This window comes from Chroococcus sp. FPU101 (assembly GCF_017312365.1).
GTDB lineage: Bacteria > Cyanobacteriota > Cyanobacteriia > Cyanobacteriales > Microcystaceae > Chroococcus.
On record NZ_BLJI01000005.1, the window covers coordinates 63,841 to 88,759 of the forward strand.

A 24,919-nucleotide genomic window follows, 5' to 3' on the forward strand; every position below is an offset into this window, starting at 1 on the left:
CTAAGCAAAATGCTACAAATTGTAAGAATTTAAGTTCGTTTATGACAAAATTGTGATAATGAAAATACACTTTTGGGTAAAAATGTCATGAATTTAAAAGTTGCTCTTTTTTCGGGAGTAGTTGCGGCATTGATTGGGGCGATGATTGGTATTGCTTTAGCCCATATTTCACAAAGGGAATTAAGAAAACACGTGATCGTCGTTGGGGGTGCCTCTCTGGGTTTTGTTGTAGGTGCAACGTCATCAATGATGATGCAGCAAAAACAAGAAAATGCTGACGATTATAGTGATACTGATCGATTGAAATAATTTAATACTACTCAAAAATTCATCAGTCTTAGGCACGGGAACTAGATTCACTTTTTTTAGTCAATCTGATTAGACACTCTTTGCTAAATTAAGAAAAGTTTGATCAGTGAACGATTAACTAATCAATAAGAATGAATCATTAGATAGATGGCGACTTTAACAGATTTAATGAATTTACCAAAAAGTCGAAAAGTAGCGATCGTTATTGCTTTACTGGGTACCGTTTTATCGCTGCCGTTTCCGATTGCGGGTTTACATAAATTCTATTTAGGTCAACCCGTGTGGGGTATTATCTACTTATTATTATGGCAAACGCCGATCCCTCGGATTGCCTGTGCGATCGATGTTGTCCTCTATTTGATTCAAGATTCAGAACAATTCGCTCAAAAATTCAATCTGAGTTTACCCACTACTCATCGAACCACAGCAATTGAACCGAGTTATCAAATCGGCTCAATTGCCCAAGCAATGCGAGAATTAGATCAATTGCGATTAGATGGACTCATTTCAGAATACGAATTTGAACAAAAACGTCGTCATATTCTTGACAAAATAAGTTAAATATGTATGGGCTGGTTGACTCAAAGAACGCTACAACAGAAAATTATTAATGATCCTTATTATCGATTTCAAACCTTTGAAGAAATTGCGATCGCAGCCACATTAGGAATCAAAATCAACGTCAATCAAGCAAACGTCGATGATTGGCTTAGATTACCTGGAATATCTATCCATCAAGCTAAAATGCTCGTCCAATTAATCAGTAACGGGGTAGAAATACTATCGATTGAAGATCTATCAGCCGCCTTAAATCTTTCTCTTCAACGTCTCAAACCATTAGAACCCATTCTAGAATTTAATTATTATCATTCCGAAAGTTTCTTGACTCCAATAAGACTCAACCCGAATACCGCTACCCTTGAACAGTTATTAGACATTCCTTTAGTTACGCCGCGACTTGCCGAAAAAATCATCATTCAACGTCAAGAATACGGAAAATATCAAAACTTAGTTGACTTTCAACAGCGTTTAGAATTAGATGGTCAAATGATGTCCCAACTGATGCACTATCTCCAGTTTTAGAATTATGCTACGTTTTGAATTATCGAGTCTGATTAATGCACCAGTGGAAACCGTTTGGAAATTTCACGAAAGATCAGATATTCTGCAAATACTGACCCCACCTTGGCAACCAGTAGAAATCATCCGTAGAGAGGGAGGTCTAGGAGTTGGGGCGATTTCAGAATTTCGGCTTTGGATAGGTTTTATTCCGTTCGTTGGGTAGCCCGTCATACTGAGTGTATCGCCTATCAACTATTTGTCGATCAACAAATTGAAGGCCCTATGCAGTCTTGGACACATCGCCATCAGTTTCAAACCGAAAACGGACAGACCCGCTTAACCGATATAATAGAATATGAACTCATCGGCAGCGAGATTACAGAATCTTTACTTCATTGGTGGGTTAATTCTCGTTTAGAAGATATGTTTCGCTATCGTCATCAAGTAACTCAACAAGAATGCGAACAAAAATAAGACAATATCTTAATTATTATTCGCAGAGAGTGAGTACATTAACTGATATAAGTAGAAAGATAGGTAGATAGTAGCATCGCCTCATAAAACGAGAAGTAGTTTTAAAATTTTCTTGTTATTTTTGCTGTATTAGGAGAGTTAAACATGAGTAACGAAATTATATACGAAGGCATAGGAGCAGTTGCAACATTTATTGGATTTGCGGCTATTCTACGCAATAGAAACAAAAAAATAACAGGAAATGATTCTCAAAATCAAACTAATCAAGTAGCTTGGATTGAAGAAAAAAAACAACTACAAGGAATTGTTAAACAACTTGAATTTAACTTAAATCAAGCCCAAGAAACCGCTACAGACTTAGAACAAGATAAAATTAGGCTTGCTCAAGATTTGGACGACGTACAGCAAGAAATTATTAGTTTTAATACACAACTTCATCGTTTAGAAGAAGATAAAAAGCAATTATTACAACAACTGGATGAAACTGCGAATCAGACCAAATTGCAAAAATCTGATTTAGACAAAGAACTTAACACAACACAAAGTAAACTAACAACCTTAGAAGCCAATTTACAGAAAGTACAACAAGAAAAAATCGATTTAGTTAATCAAGTTAGTCAATTAACTGTCATTCAAGCTCAAATCAAAGAATTAGAGCGTTCAAAATCTGATGCTTCTAAACAACTTGTCACAGCACAAAGTCAAGTGACAAATCTGGAAATCAATTTACAGAAAGTACAACAAGAAAAAACTGATTTAGCCAATCAAGTTAACCAATTAAATGCTATACAAGCACAGATTAAAGAATTAGAACAGCAAAAATCTGATGTTTTTCAACAGCTTGCCACAGCACAAAATCAAGTGTCAACTCTAGAAACGAATTTACAGGAAGTACAACAAGAAAAAAACGATTTAGCAACTCAGCTTAAAGAATTAGAACAACAAAAAATTAGTTCTTCTCAGAAATTAGAAGATTTACAAACAGAGAATAAATCTTTACAAACTCAATTAAAAGATTTACAACAACTCCAAACAAAATTAGAAAATCAAATTGCTTCCTCAAGTAATTTACCAAGTCAAATTCAAGAACTCGAACAAGAAAAAACTGAATTAACCCAACATTTAAACTCAGTACAAGAAAAAGTTAAAACTCTTGAAATAGAAGCACAAGAACTGCAAAAAGTCAATCAAGGTTTAGAAACAAGATTAGCGAATATTAATGCTGTACAAAATCAAATTGAGGAACTCGAACAGCAAAAAGCAGAACTTAATACACAGCTAAAAACCGTTACAGCAAAAACTCAAGATTTAGAAAATCAACTTCAAGAATTTCAGCAGCACAATTCAAGTTTAAAGTCTAACTTGTCGATGGCTCAAACTCAAATTAATGAATTACAAAATCAAGTTAAAGCATTAGAAACGCCAGTTATTTCCGAAGAAAAACCAAGCAATTTAGAAGAAATTGCCTCAGAAACAGTAACAGAAAGTTCCGACGATGACGAAACAATTGAAGCTGAAATAGTTTCAGAAGACATTCAACCGACTGAAACAGAAACTGTAGAAATGGTTCAACCCATTGAAACAGAGGAAGTTACAGAATCAGAACCAAATCCTGTCACCGTAGCAGAAGACATTCAACCGACTGAAACAGAAACTGTAGAAACGGTTCAACCCATTGAAACAGAAGAAGTTACAGAACCAGAACCAAATCCTGTCACCGTAGCAGAAGACACTCAACCGATTGAAAAAACCGAGAAAACTGCGGAAGTCAAAAATGAGTCCGAAGAAATCTCATTATCGGGTAAAAATGTTGTTTTGTTGGGAACATTGACTAAATTAAACAAAGAACAAGTTAAAGAGATTATTCAAAAAGCAGGGGGACAAATGAATAGTTCACCTAGTTCAACCACAGATTATGTAATCGTTGGTAAATCGCCTGGTGATAAATTGAAAAAAGCTCAAAAAATGGGATTAACAATTTGGTCAGAATCCAAATTTTTAGAAATAGTAGACTCTTTAAATTAATTAAATCTAAATGTAGGGGTTTGGTTGCCAAACCCTCATTTTTTATAGTAATAAATTTCTGATCACCTTATCAGCCGCTGTAAAACCTGAATGTAGCGCACTTTCTACTAAATTTCCGCCGCACCAATCCCCACAACAAACGATAGGTAAAGGCTCAGTCGTTACTAAACAAGGAACTGATAAAGAAGATAGCGGTAAAGCATATCGCCAGCGATGAACTTGAAACCACAAAGGAGAATTTAATTCAGGAAATAAAAGTTGTGACGCACTATCTAATAAATGTTGTCCTGCAATCTCTAAATTAGAAATATCTAGATAAGTTTGAGCAAAAGAAGCCGTACTATGAAAAATAACAATAGGTAGCTCAGAATTAGTTTGTTTACTACTTTCTAAACACACCCAAGATACATCAGGATTTTGAGCAATTCTTAAACCTTGCCATTGAGCTAAATCAAAGGGGTTTTGAGTATCATAACCTGCCATCACAGCTAAACAAGGATCAAACTCAACAGAAGCTAGATCATGTAAAAATGAGGGTGGCAGATTTTTAAGAGTAGATGCTTCAAGTAACATCAAAGCTTGGGGTGCAGGAATCGCTAAAACAACAATTTTAGCCTCAACAACATGGGGAGAGTTGGTATCTGTTTCTAAGTTTAGTTGCCAAGTTTGAGACGGCGTAAGTGTTAGCTTAAAGACTCGACAAGATCGCCAAATCTCTAAATCAGTTGCCAGAAATTTAGCGATCGCATTAATTCCCGTAGCAGAAACATAAGCCGAATTTGTACTATAAGATTGAATTTCACCAGAAGGAGATAATTGATAAATCTCATCAAGCCAAGGATGACAGATATTTTGTTGACAAAGATTTTGTACTAATTGCTCAGTCAAATTTCCTTGAATTGAGAGATAAGGTAAACCATGATCCGCCCAAGTATCCTGTAAACGTCGTGTTGCAACTCGCCCTCCTACTCCGCGTGATTTTTCTAAAATTACCACACCAAAACCTAAATCTTGTAGCCGTTTGGCACAGGTTAGCCCCGCAAGGCCCGCACCTACGATCGCGATATCATATACTTGGTTCGTCATTCAATCACCTTAAATGTCAATTAAATCTGATAATTGCTTGGATAAAAGCTACGCAATCTTAAACCACTAATATTAGAATAGTTGAGAGAAACTAAAAAGGTTTGGGGTTGTGGAGGAAAAAAAATTGGATGAACTCAGGTCTGTTTTAGAGTTAGCCACAGAAGAAGAACTACAACAGCTAACTCAACTGTTATTTAGCCGTCGCTTTAATCCCCTAGATTACCTACAAACACCTGATCCGATTGAAGTACAAAGTCAAGGATGGGATGCTTGGCTAGATGCGATTGAAAAACGTTTCCGTTATCTGGCAGCAGATGGCATAACGGTTTTAAAAGGAAAAACAGCAGCCGTTAGTTATCGACAAGCTTTAATTAGAGTCTGTCATTATCTAAAAATTCCTTACTCTAATCAAATGCCCACTACAGATATCGAAGCCGAAATCTTTCTTAACTTAATTGGTAAAGCTTGGAAACGGTTGCCCGCATCTGAACAACAAAGCCTTTCAGTCAAAATTCAACGTTCATTAGCTGAATCTAATTTACCTGAACCCTTACCCGTTCAATTGCAACATAACCCCGTCAATGTGGTTCTTAAAGGTAGTAGTGCTTTTGCTGTTAACTCGATACTGAAACCCTTGATTCTCAAAAGTACAGCCGAACAATTTGCCCTACACTTTGCCCGTTATCAAGCCGCCCAAACCGCCTTACTGGGTGGTAGTACAAGGGCCGCCAGTCAATTAGCCATCAACACCGCAGAACGCGGCATGATGATGACGGCAGCGCGTTATGGTACAGTTCGGACAATCTTTAGTTTTGTGGGGCCAGTTTTGTGGGGCTGGTTTATCGCCGATGTCGGTTGGAAAGCCATTTCAACCAACTATAGCCGAATTATTCCTGCCATTTTTGCCTTAGCTCAAATTCGCCTGACTCGCTCTGAGGAGGAATGCTGGGAGCCTGTATAATAAGCAAAGTCAAAAAGAGACTAGGGGCTTGCCTTTATGGCGCAGACGAGTCAAAACAGTAGTCAGTGGGAATGGAGATTAGTTAAAGCGGCGGTTTTTGTTTTTCCGCTTATCCCTGAATTAGGTGGTTTAGGATTATTGATTGCAACAATACAAATACTGCGTCAACATTTTTTTAGGATTATTAAACAGCCAATTATTAAGACTTTTGGTGTCGTCAGTCTTTGGTTAATTTTCACCTGTATTGTGTCGCCACGTCCTCTTGATGCGTTTTTGGGGTTAGGGAATTTTTTCCCCTTTTTTCTCGTCTTTATGAGTGTGAGTGATCTGATAAAAACGCCCTCTCATCTAAGACAATTAGCTTGGCAATTGGTCATCCCTTCTGTAGCTGTTTTTTGGCTCGGTGTAGGACAATTATTTTTAGGGTGGGGTGTTCCCCCTGCACTCGATCCTATTATCAGTGCCGACTTGCCACCCTATGGTGATCCAGTGGGTCGAATGTCTTCTGTGTTTATGTATGCTAATATTTTGGCCTTTTATTTTTTAATGGTGTTTATTATCGGAATTGGCTTAACCCTCGATCTGTACCAACAGTGGCTTTTTCAACCGTCTTCAAAAAATCGGGCTTTATTAATTTTTGTAGGTTCAACTGTATTAAGTAATGGTGTCGGTCTTCTGCTGACTAATTCTCGAAATGCTTGGGGACTGGCGTTTTTAGCCTGTGTGGTTTTTGCCCTGTACTTAGGATGGCGATCACTTGTGGCAATTTGTGCTGTACTAGCGAGTAGTATAGCGATTGCTTCTTGGGGGCCAAGTCCGCTTAAAGAGGGTTTTCGTCAAATTGTTCCTGCTTATTTTTGGGCAAGATTATCCGATGAACTCTATCAACGTCCTTATGCCTTACTCAGAACCACACAATGGAAATTTGCAGGACAAATGATGTTAGATCGTCCGTTAACGGGTTGGGGACTCCGCAACTTTAGCCCAATGTATAAAGCACAAATGAAATTATGGTTAGGGCATCCTCATAATTTATTCTTGATGTTTTTAGGGGAAATAGGGATCATTGGCACGATTTTATTCTGTAGCTGGGTAGGTTGGATTCTTTTCAAAGGTGTTCTTTTATATTTAAAACTTTGTTCTTTATCTACGGTTAAAAATTATTCAGGTCAACTGATGTTATTTACTTATTTACTCGCTTTTAGTGAAGCAATTTTATTTAACTGTTTTGATCTGAGTGTATTTGATGGCAAAGCCAATACTTTCGGCTGGTTAATTTTAGCGGCTATCACGGGAATTGTACTTTCATCAGAAAATTTTATCTCAAATTACAAAAATCAGGAAGTTAATCAGGAAAATTTGTATTAAACTAAAAACTTATTAATTATCTTAGTAAATTTAGATCAAATCGAAATGATACTATTTTTCTCTGGTCGTAAGAGTTGTCTTTACTTTCTTTTTACTGCTCCCTATCCCCTACTTCATATGATGGAGAACTATCAGGAATATTTTTATATTGTCGAGAGGACTGAGGGTGAGGTCAGTTAATTATCTCCTGCATAGCTTTTATAAAATGGTATTAGCTGCTGCTGAAACATCATTTTAATAAATGAATAAAAAATGAAAGATATTGACTGATTTTAAGCCCAATCAAAAATTTAAGACCATGTTATGATTTATGCGGAAAACTTGCTGGCTATCGAGTCAGATTTTGGTCAATTTACTAATTTTACCCTTTTTTAAAGGTATACTGCACTAAAAAATAAATGATTGTTCACTGACTGAATGAATAGCAAGTCCAACAACACAAAACTCACCAAAAATATAGCAAGGAGAGATTAATAATGTTATTAATTGATGATTCATCGACAATTCTCTATGATAACTCAAGCTTTTTAGATAGATCCGAGCCAGAAACTCAAGAACCAGAAACTCAAGACTCAGAAATTAATCCCATCATCACAACACCAACAGTAGGACAAGCGATCAACTTTACCGCCACTCAAATTTCCAATGTTGAAGTGTTACCCCTAGCTACAACCAACAACATCTCCATTCAAGGTAGTCCAATTATTTATGTACGACAAGGTGCAGGGGGTTCGGGAACATCTTGGGCTGATCCGCTTGGCGACTTACAAACAGCAATTAGTATCGCACCGTTTGGGAGTGAAATCTGGGTATCTACTGGCGTTTATGTGCCGTCTGGAATAGGCGATCGCAATGCCACCTTCACGCTGAAAGATGGCATCGAGATTTATGGAGGATTTGGTGGTTTTGAAACCGAAAGAAGACAGAGAAACGTCGGAGCGTACGCTACTTTTTTAAGTGGTGATATCGGGGTTGGCGGCAACACATCAGACAATAGTTATCATGTTGTTTCTGCGACTAATGCGCCTAATTACGCTATTTTAGATGGCTTTACGATCACTGGAGGTAATGCTAGTCAGCAGAACACTAATGATGATGGCGGTGGGATTTTTATTCAAAATAGTAATGTATCTTTTGCTAATCTCGTCATTACAGCTAATAATGCTCGTGATCGAGGAGGTGCAGTTTACAGTAACAGTAGCGTAGCTCAGTTTACTAACGTTGTGTTCCTTGCTAACAGTGGTGGTGTTGGTGGAGCAATGTTCACTGATGCTAATAATAACACTCCAGGTACAGTAACACTGATCAATTCTACGGTCAGCCAGAATACTTCTAGAAGTGATGGAGGCGGAATTAGGGCTTTTAGAACTGTTCTTTCGAGTATAGGTTCAGTGTTTGAGCGCAATGTTTCGGGTGGTAACGGTGGAGGAATTTTTACGACAGCTACTAACGCAAATATAATTAACAGTACTTTTAGTAATAATGTCGCACAGTCCAACGTTGATCCAACCAATCCAAATTCAGGAGGTGGCGGAATTAGACTGGGTTCAATTTTAAACCGAGGTTTTGTTGTAGTTAGTAATAATATTTTTTGGGGCAATCAAGCACCTCTACCCCAGAATAGCCAAATTATCAGTCAAATTACTGGCCAGATCAACAATAACCTTGTTCAAGGTGGATATGCAGATGGTAGTTCAAATTTAGATGCCGATCCAGTTTTTGTTGATGCAGCATCGGGAAATTTAGCTTTACAGGGGAATTCGCCAGCGATTAATCGCGGTAATAATGGTGCGGTTCCCACTACTTTAATTAATGATATTGTCGGAAATCCTAGGATTTCAGGTGGTGTGATCGATTTAGGAGCGTATGAATTTTTCGCCTTTGAGCCCATATCCTATGGCGCATCTAATGTCGATTTAATTCCTTTTTACATTAACTCTGGCTACGATTTAGCCGTCTTGACGAATCATTATTTAACGGCGGGTCGTTTTGAAGGTCGTCCGACAGATACTTTTGACGAATTTCGTTATACTGCTTCTAGTTATGTCACAGGTGGCGACTTAATTAATGCTTTTCAATTGAATGGTGCTGGCGCGACTCTACACTATATCAATAATGGTTTTGTTGAAAATCGTCCGACAACCGCCTTTGATCCTGCTCGTTATTTGAATTCTTATGATGATTTACTGGGTGCTTTTGGCCCTAATATCGCCGCAGGTACCCAACACTTTATTACGAGTGGTTTTTATGAAAATCGCAATCCTAATTTGTTCTCAAGCGATCGCTATCTAGCCTCTTATATCGACTTAATCAGCGCATTTGCACCGATTACAAATTATGCCGCTAAGATCGAAACCGCTTCTAATCATTATCTGTTGGCTGGACGCGGGGAGGGACGACAAATCACGTTTGATCCCAACGCCTATCTTAACGCAAATCAAGATCTAATCCCGTTTGCACAAGCAGGACAAATTGACCCAACACAGCACTATATCTTATTTGGTGCTGCTGAAGGTCGTCCGACTGCTTAAATGAATGTAGGGATTAGGAGGTCAAAGTCAAAGCCCTAATCCCTGCTTTCTTTTATATAGTCTCTGACGGCTTTCACACTGATAATTTTGGTCTGTCCAATTACTAAGATCCACTTTTGACAACTCGGTCACATCCCAACAATAGGGTCTAATGATCTGACTCAAAACGCCCCAGATCACACTTCGAGCAATATCTAATGCTGTCTTGAGCGATGATTCATTATTACCTGGAATTCCAGTTTCTCTTACGATATCCATTTCGACTGCGATACCTTGCGCCCCTAAATGAATTTTGGCCAGCCATTGGGCCCTCGGTAAATGAGTCGGTGAGGTGACAACTTTTACTTTATGAACACCCCAACTTTTCAAAATAGGGACTGTAAAAAAGAAATTTTCAAAGGTTGAATTAGCGCATTTTTCTAGCCAAACATTGTTTTTTCGAGCCGCCGTAAAACGAAATAAATCAACAATACAAGGTTCTCTTGACCCTTGAGAGATCAAAAGCGGTATTCTAGGATACTGATTTGCTAACCGTGTCGCATAAATTTCTCTTTGCACACTGCCACCTAAAACCAAAATCCCATCAACACTTTGCGTCTGATTTTGAGGAAGTCGAATCGCTAAATTAACAATAAGGCTAATGATAATAAATCCGACAATACCGAGCAAAACAAAGCGAAATAGTCTAGTTTTTTCTTTCCATGATAAATGACGACTTAAATCTAATTTTTGCTTTTTCACAGTGTACTTTAGCCTTCCTACATCTGAGAACTCATGACAGCGACAATTGATTCTTTGGTTTGTAATTGCACAATGCGATCGCCTACACCATCTTTACTGCCTTTTACGACAGAATCAGAATCTATCATTAAATGTCTCTTTTGATTCGTCAAGATGATCACTGGTTGTTTCGATTTTGCTTTGACCATGCCTGCTAAGTTATCGCTTTTACTAGAAAATTGTAAAGCAGTTGTACCCAGTTCACCCAGTTTGATTAAGCGTAATGTATTTATAGGAAGTCGTTTTCCATATCCTAACTGAGAAACAAGTAGTAAATTATCTTGAGCTTGTAGGGTGACACAACCCACAATCGTTTCACCAAAACGCAAACGTAACGCCATATTTCCCTGTGCATTGCGTCCCATGATTGGGATCTGTTCATCGGTAACAGCAAAACGTAAGACACGCCCTCCTGTAGTAGCGATCGCTACTTCTTCTCCTTCTTTTGTCCAACAGACGTAATTTAAACGATCCTGCTCCTTTAATTTGGTTAACGCTAAACCTCGATTGCCAATTTGTTCTAATTCGGCGGCATCAATTCGTTTAATTCGCCCAGATTCCGTTAATAACAACAAATCATGACTTTTTTGACCATCAGGCATCAAAAAGACGCTTACAGCCCGTTCTGAGTCCTGTTGTGCGGTTCTTGAGAGTAGGGTTAAAACCGAAATCGGCTGACTATTCTTAGGTGGAATTTCATTAATCGCGACTGGATAAGCTTTGCCACTATCCGTAATCACGATTAATTTTTCGCGTTTTTGAAGTGATTGTGTATAAATTAAGGGTTGTTCTGAGTGTTGTTGATCGTTATACGGGGTTTTCCAGTAGATTTCGCCTTGATGCGTCAAACAGATTAGAGCTTCTTCTGGTGGTGTTTGAGGGGTAAACAGTGTCAGAAGAGATGCTTCTAGTTTTGGTGAGGTTTCTTTAAGGCTTACTTTATTATCTTTTATCTCCGATTTTTCTGGGCTTATTCTAGATTTATTTTTTGTTTCGGGAATTAATTTAGATTTATTAGCTTTTATCTCTGATTTTTCGGAGCTTATTTGGGATTTATTGTCTTTTTCAACTTCTACGACTGATTTTTTAGAAGATGTAGTGGTTTCTTTCGTTGGAGGTAAAATACGAGTACGACGTTCATCAGAAAATTTTCGTTTAAGAGTGCGAAAATCTTTTTTTAAGGTTTTAAGTAATTCATGACGATCGCCAAGTAAGGTTTGTAGTTCCTGAATTCGTTTTTGTAACTCCTCATATTCCGTTTGCAGTTTTTGACGTTCTAACCCCGTTAAACGACGTAGGGGCATGGCTAAAATTGAATCGGATTGCGCTTCACTAATGCCTAATTCTGCTTGAAATCGTTGTTTAGCAGTGGTTCCATCGGCTGCATTAGTTAAAATTTCGATGACAGTTTTGAGATTTTCTAAAGCAAGCAGTAACCCTTCGAGTAAATGTACTCGTTGTTGAACTTCATTAAGTTCGTGGCTGTATTGTCGTCTTAAAGTTTCTTCACGAAATGCTAAAAATTCTTCGAGTAACTGACGTAAGGATAATTGACGCGGTTGGTTATTAACTAAAGCCAGAAAAATCGCGCCAAAATTGATTTGTAGTGCCGTTTGTTGATAGAGTGCATTCAAAATTGTTTTAGGCTCAATCTCGCGCTTGAGTTCAACAACAACCCGCATCCCTTGGCGATCGCTTTCATCTCGAATATCAGCAATTCCGTCTATTTTTCCCAAATTAACTAACTCGGCTACCTTTTCGATCCAAGCTGATTTATTGACTTGATAGGGTAACTCAGTGATAATAATCGCGGTTCTTTCCTTACGACGTTTTGCTTCGATATAAAGTGTTTCAATTTTGGTTACCCCTCGAAGCGGAATTAAACCTTTTCCAGTACGATACGCTTCTCGAATGCCTTCTGTATCTAAAATTTCTCCTCCAGTCGGAAAATCTGGCCCTGGAATTAACTTCCATAACGCTTCATCCGTTAGGCTAGAATTATCAATTAGTGCAATTAAACCATCGATAATTTCACCAGCGTTATGAGGGGGAACATTTGTCGCCATCCCGACAGCAATTCCAGTACAGCCATTGAGGATTAAAAAAGGCAACTGTGCGGGCAAAACGACGGGTTCTTGTTGAGAATTATCAAAATTATTCGTAAAATCGACAATTGCCTCACTAATGCCCTGTAACATGGCTTGATCGGCGACCGCAGCTAGACGAGTTTCAGTGTAGCGCATGGCGGCAGCAGGATCATTATCGACTGAACCAAAATTGCCATGACCCGACAAGAGTGGATAACGGGTCGTGAAATCCTGTACCATACGGACAAGGGCTTCATAAACCGATTGATCGCCGTGAGGATGATATTTACCCAAAACATCTCCCACCACGCGGGCGCATTTCCTAAAAGGGCGATCGCTTGTAAGTCCTAATTCATACATGGCGTACAAAATCCGACGATGAACGGGTTTAAGTCCATCTCTGACATCGGGTAAAGCGCGTCCCACAATCACACTCATGGCATACTCTAAATAAGAGCGTTCCATCTCTTGATGTAAAGCTGTGGGGATAATTTGACCCCTTGTCAAAATATTGAGTTGCTTTGCCATGAGTCTTGTTTTCCTGATTGACTTGTGTTTTAAATTCAGTAGTATTTATCACAGAGGATTGTCGTGCTATCCTCCTTTATTAACAATACTTCTTTAGTACAATTCCTATGACAACCGTTTTGATTGTAGAAGATGATCCGCTTAATTATCGAGTTTTTGCCAAAATTTTGACGAAACGTGGCGGACTAGAGGTGAAAGGAACTGAAGATGTAGCAGAAGTAATTCGGATCGCTCAGTCTGGTGAAGCTGATTTGATCCTGATGGATGTTTCTTTAGCTCATAGTACCTACCAAGGTAAATCGGTTGATGGGATTAAGATCACACAACTGTTAAAAGCTAATCCCGATACAGCTTCGTTACCTATTATTTTAGTCACTGCTCACGCAATGGAAGGCGATCGAGAAAATTTTCTCAAACAAAGTGGTGCAGATGGCTACATTTCTAAACCGATTGTTGATCATCAAGCTTTTGTCAATCAAGTTTTAGCAACGGTAGCCGCCCATCCCAATCAAAATTTTTCTGATTCGCGAACCGGGAGCCATGAATATTAACTGACTAACCCGTTCACAGCAGATCATGATGCCAAAGTTAATCTTATTGTAGTACAAATGCTCGGATTTATTGAGTTTTTTTCTGGGGGAATTGATTAATGTGGGCAATTCCATAAAACACAATCTGTTGATCCTTGATTCTGGCTCGATCTATCCTGAGTTGAGTGCCATCTAGAGCAAATTTATCGAGATCCATCAAATCATTAACGTGATCAATGATAGCTTTTCCTAAGTCTTGTGCTTCAGGGCTTCCTTGATAAGTTACATTTGTAAATTGAATTTTGGTGCGTTCTTCTACCTCCAAAAATGCCGTTACATCAATGTCTATGGGTTCTGATGCGTCTCCAACTCGGATCGAGGACTTCAAACATAATGATTTGTCATCATTTAAAATCATTTGCGTATCTTGAAAATGTAGCGATTGTCCTTGGTATTGTAAACGCTGTAGTTTTTCGACGACAAACGGCGTATTAAAAGAGGTTGTTAAATCTTCTTCAGTTAAAATCACCCTTAGACTCGCTTGAGTGGGTTGTTTGAGTTTAACCTGTCCAGTGAAAATGGCACTAAAATCGATCGCAACAGCCTGCACATATAATTCCATTGCTTCGATTCGCAATCCGTTATACATGAGCATTCCGTTACCAATAAAATCGAATCCGTCAATACTCCCAGAGAGGAGTTTCGCAACTGGTTCGGCCCGAACAGTAGCAACCAGTTTACCAGTTCGTTTAAAAAGAGCCGCAATCGCCGCGCTAACAGCTTTGCTGACGATTTGAGCGCCGCCTTGATTAGAAAAGGGTAGACTACCAAACACAAATGATGTCATGTCCTAATGGCAAACTTCTTAACAGATCTTAACATTGTGTAGAAGAAAAAGCGTTAAGAACCACCAAAGTGTAGATCTAAAAAAAATTATTACAGTTATAACCTTCTCCTAACCTTTTAAAAAAACAACAAAACCCCCTCATGTTTTGAAGGGGTTTCAGACTTCTTAAAAATTCTAAGCTTCTTTAGCCGAAGAACGACGACGACGACGACGAATTACTGGACTAGAATCTTCTGATTCGATACTGTCTTCAGGTTCTTCGTTCAATAATTCTAATGGTGGCTCAGTTTCAACGGGAGGTTCAATAGGTGGTTCAACAAAACTAGCCTCTCTAGTTTCGATTACTGGCTTTGTTACAATCGGACTTGGTGGAGACACCTCAACCGTTGGTGTCTCAGTAACGTCCGACTCACCCGGAAGTTTAACAGACACAACAACTGATTTAGGATCTTTAAATTCTCGATTGACTAAAACCAGTGGCGAAATTCCCATCCGCGAATAAACATCTTGTTCTAAGGGTGTCATTTCGACTGATACTCTTTCGACTGGTACTTCTTCACGGCGTGATTGTCTAATGGTACGATTCCTATCTCTGTCTCCACGCTCATTGCGCTCTCTATCGTTTCTCTCTCTCTCTTCAATTCTCGGCGGTTCATACTCTACACCAACTTCATTTGGTGTCGAATTAACATAAGGTTTTCCGATTTCGTCTTTGAATAATAAATCCGCACGACGGCGACGACGACGACGATTATTATTATTCATCCCTTGATCTTGATAGGTCGGATGGTACAATAGTTCTAATTGTGGGCTGCTCTCTTCACCTTCAAATTCTGAGAAATTATCGAAATACGCAGGTTCAGGTTCTGATACAGGTCGGTCAATTATTTTAGGAGATGAAACAACAGTTGGCGTAGCGGCAGCAATCTCAAGAGCAATTAGGTCGTTTTCACCCGGTAGATGAGCTAAATGTCCTAAACCACCGCAATGAGCGCAAGTTTGACCAAAAAGTTCATAGATATTTTTTCCTTGACGTTTGCGAGTCAGTTCAACCAGTCCAAGTTCAGACAGTTGAGCAATTTGGGGTCTAGCTTTATCAGCTTTGAGTTCGCGGTTAAAGTGTTCGAGTAATTTCAGTTGATCTCGGCGAGAGTCCATATCAATAAAATCGACTACAATCACCCCACCAATATTCCTCAATCGTAGCTGACGAGCTATTTCGGTAGCGGCTTCGCTATTTGTCCAAAGAACGGTTTCTCTAGCGGTGGCAGAACGCGTAAAAGAACCAGAGTTGACATCGATGACCGTTAATGCTTCAGTCGGTTCGATAATAACATAACCACCCGACGGTAAATCAACTCTCGGTTTGAGGGCTTCCCGAATGGCTGCATTAACTCGAAAATAATCAAGAATTGATTGTGATTCTCGATGATGGTCAATATAAACCCCTTCGGGCGCACGGCCTCCCCCCCAGTTAATCAGTTGTTGTTTAACGCGCTTAACGGCGGCTGGCGTATCAACAACAATTCGATTGACCTCGGCGGTGTACATATCTCTGAGGACGCGCTGAATAAAGTCGTCATCTCGGTTTAGCAGTGCAGGGGGACGGCTACTGACGGCTTGCTGTTGAATGGTTTCCCATTGTTTGAGGAGACTTTCTAAGTCTTCCATAATGGCTTCTTCTGCTTTACCTTCTGCTTCTGTCCGCACCAGTAACCCCATTCCTGCGGGTTTAATGAGAATGGCTAAAGCTCTTAATCGACTGCGTTCATCATCGCTTTTAATGCGTCGCGATAAGTTAACCCCACGACCATAGGGCATCAGTACTAAATATCGTCCAGGTAAAGTAATGTTTCCAGTCAAACGTGGGCCTTTGTTGCCTGTAGGTTCCTTCATGACCTGTACTAGAACTTTTTGTTGTGGGGCTAAAAGTTCTGTAATTGCACCCGACGTTTTTTTCAAGCGTAAGGGGCCTAAATCAGTGACGTGAATGAAGCCATTTCGTTCTGCATCCCCAATGTTGACGAAAGCAGCATCAATTCCAGGGATGACGTTTTCAACTAAACCGAGATAAGAGTCACCGACTTGTTGATTGCCTGTAGCTACAACTAATTCTTGAATTTGATCTTCCCAGAAAACTGCGGCCAGATGATGCTGTTCGGCAATAATTATTTGTTTTGGCATTTAATTTCCTCGATTCTTTTTATAGCAAATAGTGACAGCCTATGTCGGCTGTTTCATCAATTAAAAAAATGTAAATCACAGAGTTTTAGTGATTGTTCTTGAGATGAGAGGTAGTTCAGGTCAACAAAACTGCTTGTTAACAAAACAGTCTTTCTTAATCAATTTGAAACTAGGATTTGGCTTTCTGAGCCAGAAAATCATAATCCTTAGCTGACTTGGTTCAGGCTTCTCCCAACAAAATTGACCGAATGTAAGCTTTGAAATGATTGCTTAAATCTAAAAAAAGTCAATAAATCAATAAACAAAATTTCGGTCTGCATTCAATTGTCCTATGACTGATCTTGCAAAGATTGGGAAGAATCTTGTCTAGATTTGATGAACGTGAACGCCTTGGCTAACCTTGCCTCTATTACCGCAACCTAAGGGCGGTACCATTGTCCAAAAGATTTTAACTAAAATATAACCTGAAAGAGCTACAGATGACAAGAGAGAACTTAAGTTATTCCCAAAGACGCTGACACGTTAGCTTGACGAAGTGATTGAATCGTTGCGATCGCACTTTCAGCAACCTGTTCAATTTCATCAAGAGTATTAAACCGACCGATGCCAAATCTAAGAGAAGCATAGGCTAATGCTTCAGAATGCCCTAACGCGGTTAACACATGAGACGGAGCCGTTGATGTGGTTGAGCAAGCAGAACCTGAGGATACAGCCACTACAGACTGTAGACCTAGCAGTAAAGCTGAACCGTTCACACCTTCGATACTCACATTTAGATTACCTGGTAAACGCTGATTTGGATGACCATTTAAGTGTACTCCTTCTAGTTGACTTAATTTATTCCATAAGGTTGTTTGAAGTAAAAGAAGGTGTTGGGTTTCTTCTAGCATTTGCTCTATGCCAATTTCAACCGCTTTAGCAAAACCGACAATGTTAGGGGTCACCAATGTTCCCGAACGTAATCCCCTTTCTTGTCCTCCCCCTTGAATTTGAGCCGCTAGACGGACTCTAGGGTGACGACGACGCACATACAAGGCCCCAATTCCTTTAGGCCCGTAAATTTTATGCGCGGTTAAAGACACTAGATCTAAGTTCATCTGTTCTACATCAAGGGGAATTTTCCCGATCGCTTGTGCTGCGTCGCTATGAAATAAAACTTCATGACGGCGACAGATGGCTCCAATTTCCGCTAAGGGTTGAATCACCCCAATTTCGTTATTAGCCGCCATCACCGAGACTAAAATGGTATCGGGTCGAATGGTCTTTTCAAGTAGATTGAGATCAATCAATCCATCGGCTTGTACAGGTAAATAGCTAATTTCAAATCCCAGACTTTCCAAATACTGACACGGATCTAACACAGCGCGATGTTCAGTTTGAACCGTAATGATGTGTCTACCTTTACTAAAGTAAGCTTCTGCAACACCTTTAATGGCTAGATTATTTGCTTCTGTCGCGCCACTGGTAAAGATAATCTCTTCTGGTGACGAGTGAATCGCCTCTGCTAAAATTTCTCTAGCCTTCTTCGTAGCTGCTTCTGCTTCCCAACCATACTGATGAGTGATACTCGAAGCGTTGCCAAAATACTGTGTAAAGTAAGGCAACATGGCATCTAGCACCCTTTGATCCATTGGCGTTGTAGCATGACAGTCAAGGTAGATGGGCCGAACTAACATAAATTCTTGTGAACAAGATCACAACTCATCAGTGATAACCATTATTGCTAACTTAACCTAAATCGAGAACACTAGATACTATGAACTCAGTATCTATGAGTTTCTTCTCTCCCTAGCTGATTGCTCTCATTCACTTATGGTAGTGTCTAATCAGATGAAATATAGAACGCCTTGCTTTTTGTAAATATCAATCAAGACATACTTTACAAGTTGTTTTCAGCCTAACCATCTTATTAGGTGTCTACTGATCAAGCATTTGAGAGCAATTCTTTGTTCCCTCTCCCTCCTATTCTAACTGTTGAAGGCGTGTTATGACTCAGAAATTAAGAGCAATCTATCAGAATGGAGCTTTTGTCCCTCAAAGTCAATGTTATTTACCCAACAATGCAGAGGTTGAGTTGACGGTGAGACAACATTTTAATTTAGATATTATCGATCCAGAAGCCAGAAAACAAATTATAAAAGCACTTACTCAAAGAATGCGTCAAAAACGGTAGCTATATCTAATTTTTTACGAATTATAGACTATAGATTGATGAGCGAGTGAACGAGTCACGATAGAATTCTACAAAATTCTAACTTAGATCATGTCATGAAATACACTCGACTCGGACACACAGGTTTAATTGTTTCTAAACTTTCCTTTGGGGCGATGACTTTTGGGAATCATCCTTCTTTACCGACTATTTATAAGGTTGATCAAGAAAACGCACAATTAATGATTGACAAATGTATCGAGTCAGGAATTAATTTTTTTGATACAGCCGATGGTTATGCAAATGGTCAGTCGGAAGTGATGTTAGGAAAACTTTTAGAACATCGCCGACAAGATGTTATTATAGCGACGAAAGTAGGTTTTAGAACGGGTGAACCTATTACTCAAGCTGGACTATCAAAAAGACATATTTTAGATTCTTGTCACCGCAGTTTACAACGACTGAATACTGATTATATTGATCTCTATATTCTTCACAAAGAAGATCCCTATACTCCCTTAGAAGAAACCCTAGAAGTATTAAATGATTTAGTCCGTTCTGGTAAAGTGAGATATATTGGTTTTTCTAATTGGTCTGCGTGGAAAGCAGCAAGCGCATTACAAATTCAAAAAGCGAATCATTTCGCACAATTTTGTAGCGGACAAATGAATTATTCATTATTAGGGAGAGATGTCGAACAAGATATCATTCCTTTTATGGACTATTCGGGAATTAGTATGACGGTTTGGAGTCCTTTAGCGAGTGGTTTTTTGAGTGGTAAATATACTCGTGAGTCTTTACAAGATCCAGATAATCGTTTTTCTGGATTTGATTTATTACCCTTTGATAAAGAATTCGCTTTTACTGTTGTTGATAAAATTCGAGAAATTGCCCCAAATTATAACGCATCGGTTGCTCAAATTGCTTTAGCATGGTTATTGAGTAAATCGGTTGTTGCTAGTATTATTGTTGGTGCAAGTAAAATACCTCAACTCGAAGATAATCTAAAAGCAGTTGAAATTCAGTTAACTGATACAGATATTGCCGCCTTAGATGAGATGACTAAACCACAACCTTTATATCCACATTGGTTTAATCAAAATCTAGTCGATGCGAAACATAAAGCTATCTTTGAAGGATAAACCCGTATTTTTAGCGATGCTAAATATAAGGTGATCACCTATTGTATAATTATTGATTTTCAATTCCCTTAGCAAAAGATGATCACTCGTTTTTTATTTTCTATTTCTACTATCTTCAGTAGTCTTTTTCTCTTAACTGCTTGTGATCATCCTACTGCTAATTCACGTCCTCAAACCTTACCTCAAGATTCATCCATTCAAGTCTATTTTAATCAAAACAACGCTGAAGGAATTAATTACACTGATCCTTATCGGAAAATCACTCGTTCTGGTGATAATTTAGAACAAATTATCATTGATACGATTCAAACTGCAAAAACTTCTGTTGATATTGCGGTTCAAGAATTTCGTTTACCTAATTTGGCCCAAGAATTAGCGGCACTTCAAAAAAAAGGTGTTAAAGTTAGAGTAATTTTAGAAAATCAATATAGTCGACCACTCAGTCAATTAACTGTAAATGAAATTAACCAATTAGATGGTAGAGATCGAAATAGTTATCAAGATTATTTCGCTTTAATCGATCAAAATAAAGACAAAAAGCTAAGTTCACAAGAAATTAATCAAAACGATGCTTTAGTAATACTCAAAAATGCCAATATACCAATAATTAATGATACTGCAGATTCTTCTAAAGGTAGCGGACTAATGCACCACAAGTTTATTCTTATCGATCAACAAATGGTGATTGTTACTTCAGCTAATTTTACTTTAAGTGATACGATTGGTGATTTTAATAATGCTCAAAGTAGAGGAAATGCTAATCATTTAATTAAAATTATTAGTTCTGAAATTGCTAAAGTTTTTACACAAGAATTCAATTTAATGTGGCAGAATCATCAATTTGGTGTAGATAAATCTTATCGCCCTCCTTCACAAGCACAATTAGGTCAAACTAATCTAACTATAAAATTTTCTCCCAACTCATCAAAAATAGATTGGCATTTAACCAGTAACGGACTTATTGAAAAGACTTTAGATACGGCAACCCAATCAGTTGATTTAGCTTTATTTGTTTTTTCTGAACAAAATTTAGCCAATGCTTTAAAAAAACGTCATCAACAAAATGTAACAATTAGAGCTTTAATTGATTCAAATTTTGCTTTTATAAATTATAGTGAAGCTTTAGATATGTTAGGTGTAGCGATTCGGAATAAATGTCAATATGAAAAGAATAATAATCCTTGGAAAAATCCAATTACTACAGTAGGTATTCCTCAATTACCCCTCGGCGATAAACTTCATCATAAATTTGCTGTAATTGATAACCAAACTGTCATTACAGGTTCACATAATTGGTCAGCTTCGGCTAATTATCAAAATGATGAAACTTTATTAATTATTCAAAATCCGATTATTGCTGCTCATTTTAAACGAGAATTTGAAAGATTGTATAAAAATGCGTCTTTGGGTGTCCCAAAATTTATACAAGATAAGATTAAGCAAGATAATAAAAAGTGTAAAAACTAATTGTTTATCTGAATTCAGCATAGATTGTATAATAAACATTGAAAAATAATAATTTAAAGAATGAAACTTTTAAATATATTCTTTTGCTGTTTAATAATTCTGATTAGCTGTAATTTTCAAGCGAAGGCAGTAGAATTAACCGTAGCAGGTTACAATGTTGAATCTGGAGACGCTAACCCTTATTTTCTAGCTAAAAATTATATCGGGCCAATAAAAGGAGTAGATATTTGGGGATTTAGTGAGGTTCAAGGAGAAAACTGGATCTTACCCCTAGAACAAGGCACAGAAGAAGGCGAGGTCAGTCATTTTACTCCCATTTTAGGTACAACTGGATTCGCAGACCGCTTGTTAGTTTTATATAAAGATACAGAATTAGAAGAAATTCAGCATTTTGAACTTAAAAATATTAATATTGGGGGAAAAGTACGCGCCCCCTTAGTTGTTCAGTTTCGCCTTAAAAAGACTGGACAAAAATTTTTATTTATGGTCAATCATCTTTATCGTACTCATAAAATAGAACGAAAAGAACAAGCACATCTTTTAAACCGTTGGGCAAGTCAACAAACATTACCGATTATTGCAGTAGGGGATTATAATTTCGATTGGAACGTCAAAAGTACCGTGCATGACCCAGGTTACGATTTAATGACTCAAGATGATGTCTTTAAATGGATACAACCTAAATCTAAGTTTCCCACCACTTGCGGACGTCATAACACAATTCTAGATTTCGTTTTTGTCTCAAGAGAAGCCCAAAAATGGCTAGCTAGTTCTAAGATATACGATCGTCCAAACTACTGCCCTGATACTCCCCTTAGCAGTGATCATCGTCCTCTTTTCGCTACCTTCCGTATTGCTAAATGAAGGAGGATAACCGTATCTGAAAAGACTTTACTTTTTCGCTTTAACAGTGGTAGTATAATACTACAAAGCAAAAAGGAAAAAATACATATGCGTCTCAAAAGTTGGGAATCACCCCGCAAACAAGGACGAAACGACAAGGGCAAAGGCGGATCAGCCAGACAGCGACAAATTAGAAAGCAGATGAAAATGCTACAACAAAAACTAAAACAAGGTGTAGAACCCAGTCAGATCAAAGGAAAAAGCAAGGAGAGAGAAATTAACTTCTCTCTTTTTTTATTTAAAAATTTCAATTTACTTGATAAAACAAAATAATCTAATTTTTCAACCGATTCAGTATTGTTACTTAAGATACCATTTTAAAAAACTAAATTTCAGTAAATCTAACTAGACAAACTTTATAAAAAAATACAAAAAAAAACATCTAAAAACTAAAATCAGTAATACATTAAAAGTAGAGTGTATCAAACAATCGTGATGACCAGTTGCTTAGTCACGTTGTTGAATCAGTAAGGCAACGGAGGAGTGATCCTAACCCTACTTTAAAGGTAAATCCATATGTTTACTACTTCCCCACGCTGTAAATTTAATTTGTCTCTTTTGTGTTTACTTGCTTTTGGTTTAGTTGCTGTAGCTGTTCCAGCCAAAGCTGATGATACTACGATTATTACTGAACCCAAACCCTTAGTAATTCCTACTGGACAGTTACAAGACTTACAGGGAATTGAGTCTAAAACTCAAGTCGGTGATTTTGGGACTGTGGGCGGAGGAAATCAGGAAATAATGTCTAATATATCTGATAATCCCTATGGCGGTCGGAAAATAATTGTTTTTTATCCATCAAGACAAGAAACTCAACCCGAAAGCAGTTTAACATTAGAACCTGAACCCACATTAATCGGTGATTTAACGATCGAGCAAATTCGCTCAAATCTAGTAGGTCAACCCGATCGTAGTACAATTCAACTACATTTCAGATAAATGAGTATAAAGTTTTAGGGCTTGGTCACACAAGCCCTTATCTTTAGACAATCTCTCGAACATCGGCAACTTTTCCAGAAATAGCCGCAGCAACCACCATCGCTGGACTCATCAATAAAGTCCGTCCTGTCGAGGAACCCTGACGACCTTTAAAGTTACGATTAGAAGAAGATGCACTGAGTTGATCGCCTTGTAGTTTATCTGGATTCATTGCTAAACACATTGAACAGCCTGCCTCACGCCATTCAAAACCCGCATTGACAAAGATCTGATCGAGTCCTTCTGCTTCTGCTTGTTGTTTAACTCGTTCTGAACCAGGAACCACAAATGCTTTCACTCCAGAGGCTACTTGATGTCCCTTGGCTAGTCTAGCTGCTTCTCTGAGATCACTAATACGTCCATTAGTACAACTACCAATAAAACAAACATCGACTTTGGTTCCTTTAATGGGTTCACCTGGAGTCAGTTTCATGTATTGATAGGCTTCTTTGGCGATCGCTTGCTCACCATCGGCTAAACTTTCGGGTACAGGGATCATCTCATTCACACCGATACCTTGTCCTGGTGTAATTCCCCAGGTTATGGTCGGTTCAATTTCCAAAGCATCAAAAATCACCACATCATCATAGACCGCATCAGTATCACTGCAAATACTTCTCCACCAGTTAACTGCTTGATCCCATTCGGCATCTTTTGGCGCAAAATCACGACCTTTAAGATATTCAAACGTTATATCGTCAGGATTAATATAACCACATCTGGCTCCCCCTTCGATGGACATATTACAAACTGTCATCCGTTCTTCCATCGACATTTGTTCAAAAGTAGTACCTGCGAACTCATAAGCATAACCGACACCACCTTTAACACCGAGTTTACGGATAATATGTAAAATCACATCTTTGGCATAAACCCCAGGTGAAAGCGTTCCATTAACTTCAACGCGACGAACTTTTAATTTAGCTAAAGCAAGGGTTTGTGAGGCTAAAACATCCCGAACTTGAGAGGTTCCGATGCCAAATGCGATCGCACCAAACGCGCCATGTGTCGAGGTATGAGAGTCTCCACAAGCAATCGTCATACCCGGTTGGGTTAACCCTTGTTCGGGCGCAATCACGTGTACAATACCTTGATTACCAGAACCGATATTATAGAAACGAATCCCATTACTTGTAGCATTGGTTTCTATTGCTTCCATCATTTGTTCTGCAAGATCATCAACAAAGGGACGCGCTTGATTCTCAGTCGGTACAATATGATCAACCGTTGCAACCGTCCGTTCTGGAAATAATACTTTTAATCCTCTTTCTCTCAGCATTGCGAATGCTTGAGGACTGGTGACTTCATGAACTAAATGTAATCCTATAAAAAGTTGGGTTTGTCCTGAAGGTAAGATACTAACCGTGTGTAAATCCCAAACCTTATCAAATAGTGTTCCTCTTGACATATCAATCTCAGCATTTAATACACCCTAGGTAGTTGACTAGGGCTGTCTTCTTACTTACATTTTACACGGGTGATACGCTTCAATTGACAATCGGCAC

The 24,919-nt window shown here is 38.5% G+C and carries 21 protein-coding genes and 1 pseudogene; 15 read left to right on the forward strand and 7 right to left on the reverse strand.

Going from position 1 to position 24,919, the window contains the following annotated elements:
* The first annotated feature begins 87 nt into the window (after positions 1-87).
* The 5 genes and pseudogenes from CFPU101_RS07445 to CFPU101_RS07465 all read left to right on the forward strand — a co-directional run bounded on the left by CFPU101_RS07445 (position 88) and on the right by CFPU101_RS07465 (position 3,870).
* Positions 88-309: a hypothetical protein gene (locus tag CFPU101_RS07445; RefSeq protein WP_206814698.1), complete on the forward strand. Its 222-nt coding sequence runs from the start codon at positions 88-90 to the stop codon at positions 307-309.
* A 147-nt stretch (positions 310-456) separates the two neighbouring features.
* Positions 457-870 (forward strand): NINE protein, encoded by a 414-nt coding sequence (locus CFPU101_RS07450; protein WP_206814699.1) that lies wholly within the window; start codon positions 457-459, stop codon positions 868-870.
* A gap of 6 nt (positions 871-876) precedes the next feature.
* Entirely contained in the window at positions 877-1,392 is a 516-nt protein-coding gene (locus CFPU101_RS07455) for a ComEA family DNA-binding protein (RefSeq protein WP_206814700.1), read from the forward strand.
* A gap of 4 nt (positions 1,393-1,396) precedes the next feature.
* Positions 1,397-1,845 (forward strand): annotated as a pseudogene (locus CFPU101_RS07460) (SRPBCC family protein).
* Between the two features lie 144 nt (positions 1,846-1,989).
* A complete protein-coding gene (locus tag CFPU101_RS07465; protein ID WP_206814701.1) occupies positions 1,990-3,870 on the forward strand; it encodes a BRCT domain-containing protein in 1,881 nt (626 codons plus the stop codon).
* 42 nt (positions 3,871-3,912) lie between these two features.
* On the opposite strand, the gene CFPU101_RS07470 is transcribed toward CFPU101_RS07465, so the two are convergent.
* Positions 3,913-4,956, reverse strand: coding sequence for an NAD(P)/FAD-dependent oxidoreductase (locus CFPU101_RS07470; protein ID WP_206814702.1), 1,044 nt, complete (start codon positions 4,954-4,956; stop codon positions 3,913-3,915).
* Positions 4,957-5,080: 124 nt separating this feature from the next.
* Between CFPU101_RS07470 and CFPU101_RS07475 the strand changes: the two genes are divergently transcribed.
* The 3 genes from CFPU101_RS07475 (at position 5,081) to CFPU101_RS07485 (ending at position 9,816) form a co-directional block, all read left to right on the forward strand.
* Positions 5,081-5,917, forward strand: coding sequence for a YaaW family protein (locus CFPU101_RS07475; protein WP_206814703.1), 837 nt, complete (start codon positions 5,081-5,083; stop codon positions 5,915-5,917).
* A 36-nt stretch (positions 5,918-5,953) separates the two neighbouring features.
* Positions 5,954-7,285, forward strand: coding sequence for an O-antigen ligase (locus CFPU101_RS07480; RefSeq protein ID WP_206814704.1), 1,332 nt, complete (start codon positions 5,954-5,956; stop codon positions 7,283-7,285).
* A 476-nt stretch (positions 7,286-7,761) separates the two neighbouring features.
* Positions 7,762-9,816, forward strand: a complete 2,055-nt coding sequence (locus tag CFPU101_RS07485) for a choice-of-anchor Q domain-containing protein (RefSeq protein WP_206814705.1) — start codon at positions 7,762-7,764, stop codon at positions 9,814-9,816.
* 27 nt (positions 9,817-9,843) lie between these two features.
* Here the strand turns inward: CFPU101_RS07485 and CFPU101_RS07490 are convergent, their stop codons facing one another.
* Together CFPU101_RS07490 and CFPU101_RS07495 are read right to left on the reverse strand one after the other, a co-directional pair.
* Entirely contained in the window at positions 9,844-10,557 is a 714-nt protein-coding gene (locus tag CFPU101_RS07490; RefSeq protein ID WP_206814706.1) for a YdcF family protein, read from the reverse strand.
* Between the two features lie 17 nt (positions 10,558-10,574).
* Positions 10,575-13,211 (reverse strand): DNA topoisomerase (ATP-hydrolyzing) subunit A, encoded by a 2,637-nt coding sequence (locus CFPU101_RS07495; RefSeq protein WP_206814707.1) that lies wholly within the window; start codon positions 13,209-13,211, stop codon positions 10,575-10,577.
* Positions 13,212-13,318: 107 nt separating this feature from the next.
* Between CFPU101_RS07495 and CFPU101_RS07500 the strand changes: the two genes are divergently transcribed.
* Complete coding sequence (locus CFPU101_RS07500) at positions 13,319-13,762, forward strand: response regulator (RefSeq protein WP_206814708.1); 444 nt, start codon at positions 13,319-13,321, stop codon at positions 13,760-13,762.
* Between the two features lie 67 nt (positions 13,763-13,829).
* Here CFPU101_RS07500 and CFPU101_RS07505 read toward each other — a convergent pair whose 3' ends face one another.
* From CFPU101_RS07505 to CFPU101_RS07515, 3 genes are all read right to left on the reverse strand, one after another.
* Positions 13,830-14,588, reverse strand: a complete 759-nt coding sequence (locus tag CFPU101_RS07505; protein ID WP_206814709.1) for a DUF2993 domain-containing protein — start codon at positions 14,586-14,588, stop codon at positions 13,830-13,832.
* Positions 14,589-14,762: 174 nt separating this feature from the next.
* On the reverse strand, positions 14,763-16,772 hold the full coding sequence (locus CFPU101_RS07510; RefSeq protein ID WP_206814710.1) for an Rne/Rng family ribonuclease: 2,010 nt from the start codon (positions 16,770-16,772) through the stop codon (positions 14,763-14,765).
* A gap of 494 nt (positions 16,773-17,266) precedes the next feature.
* Entirely contained in the window at positions 17,267-18,448 is a 1,182-nt protein-coding gene (locus CFPU101_RS07515; protein ID WP_206814711.1) for a cysteine desulfurase family protein, read from the reverse strand.
* Between the two features lie 311 nt (positions 18,449-18,759).
* On the opposite strand from CFPU101_RS07515, the gene CFPU101_RS07520 reads away from it, so the two are divergent.
* The 6 genes from CFPU101_RS07520 (at position 18,760) to CFPU101_RS07545 (ending at position 23,375) form a co-directional block, all read left to right on the forward strand.
* On the forward strand, positions 18,760-18,945 hold the full coding sequence (locus CFPU101_RS07520; protein WP_206814712.1) for a hypothetical protein: 186 nt from the start codon (positions 18,760-18,762) through the stop codon (positions 18,943-18,945).
* Positions 18,946-19,040: 95 nt separating this feature from the next.
* Positions 19,041-20,066 (forward strand): aldo/keto reductase, encoded by a 1,026-nt coding sequence (locus tag CFPU101_RS07525; protein ID WP_206814713.1) that lies wholly within the window; start codon positions 19,041-19,043, stop codon positions 20,064-20,066.
* A gap of 78 nt (positions 20,067-20,144) precedes the next feature.
* A complete protein-coding gene (locus CFPU101_RS07530) occupies positions 20,145-21,533 on the forward strand; it encodes a phospholipase D-like domain-containing protein (protein ID WP_206814714.1) in 1,389 nt (462 codons plus the stop codon).
* A 60-nt stretch (positions 21,534-21,593) separates the two neighbouring features.
* Positions 21,594-22,397 (forward strand): hypothetical protein, encoded by an 804-nt coding sequence (locus CFPU101_RS07535; protein WP_206814715.1) that lies wholly within the window; start codon positions 21,594-21,596, stop codon positions 22,395-22,397.
* An 87-nt stretch (positions 22,398-22,484) separates the two neighbouring features.
* On the forward strand, positions 22,485-22,709 hold the full coding sequence (locus tag CFPU101_RS07540) for a hypothetical protein (protein ID WP_206814820.1): 225 nt from the start codon (positions 22,485-22,487) through the stop codon (positions 22,707-22,709).
* Between the two features lie 243 nt (positions 22,710-22,952).
* Positions 22,953-23,375 (forward strand): hypothetical protein, encoded by a 423-nt coding sequence (locus CFPU101_RS07545; protein ID WP_206814716.1) that lies wholly within the window; start codon positions 22,953-22,955, stop codon positions 23,373-23,375.
* A gap of 43 nt (positions 23,376-23,418) precedes the next feature.
* On the opposite strand, the gene leuC is transcribed toward CFPU101_RS07545, so the two are convergent.
* Entirely contained in the window at positions 23,419-24,822 is a 1,404-nt protein-coding gene (gene leuC, locus CFPU101_RS07550) for a 3-isopropylmalate dehydratase large subunit (protein WP_206814717.1), read from the reverse strand.
* Positions 24,823-24,919 lie beyond the last annotated feature (97 nt).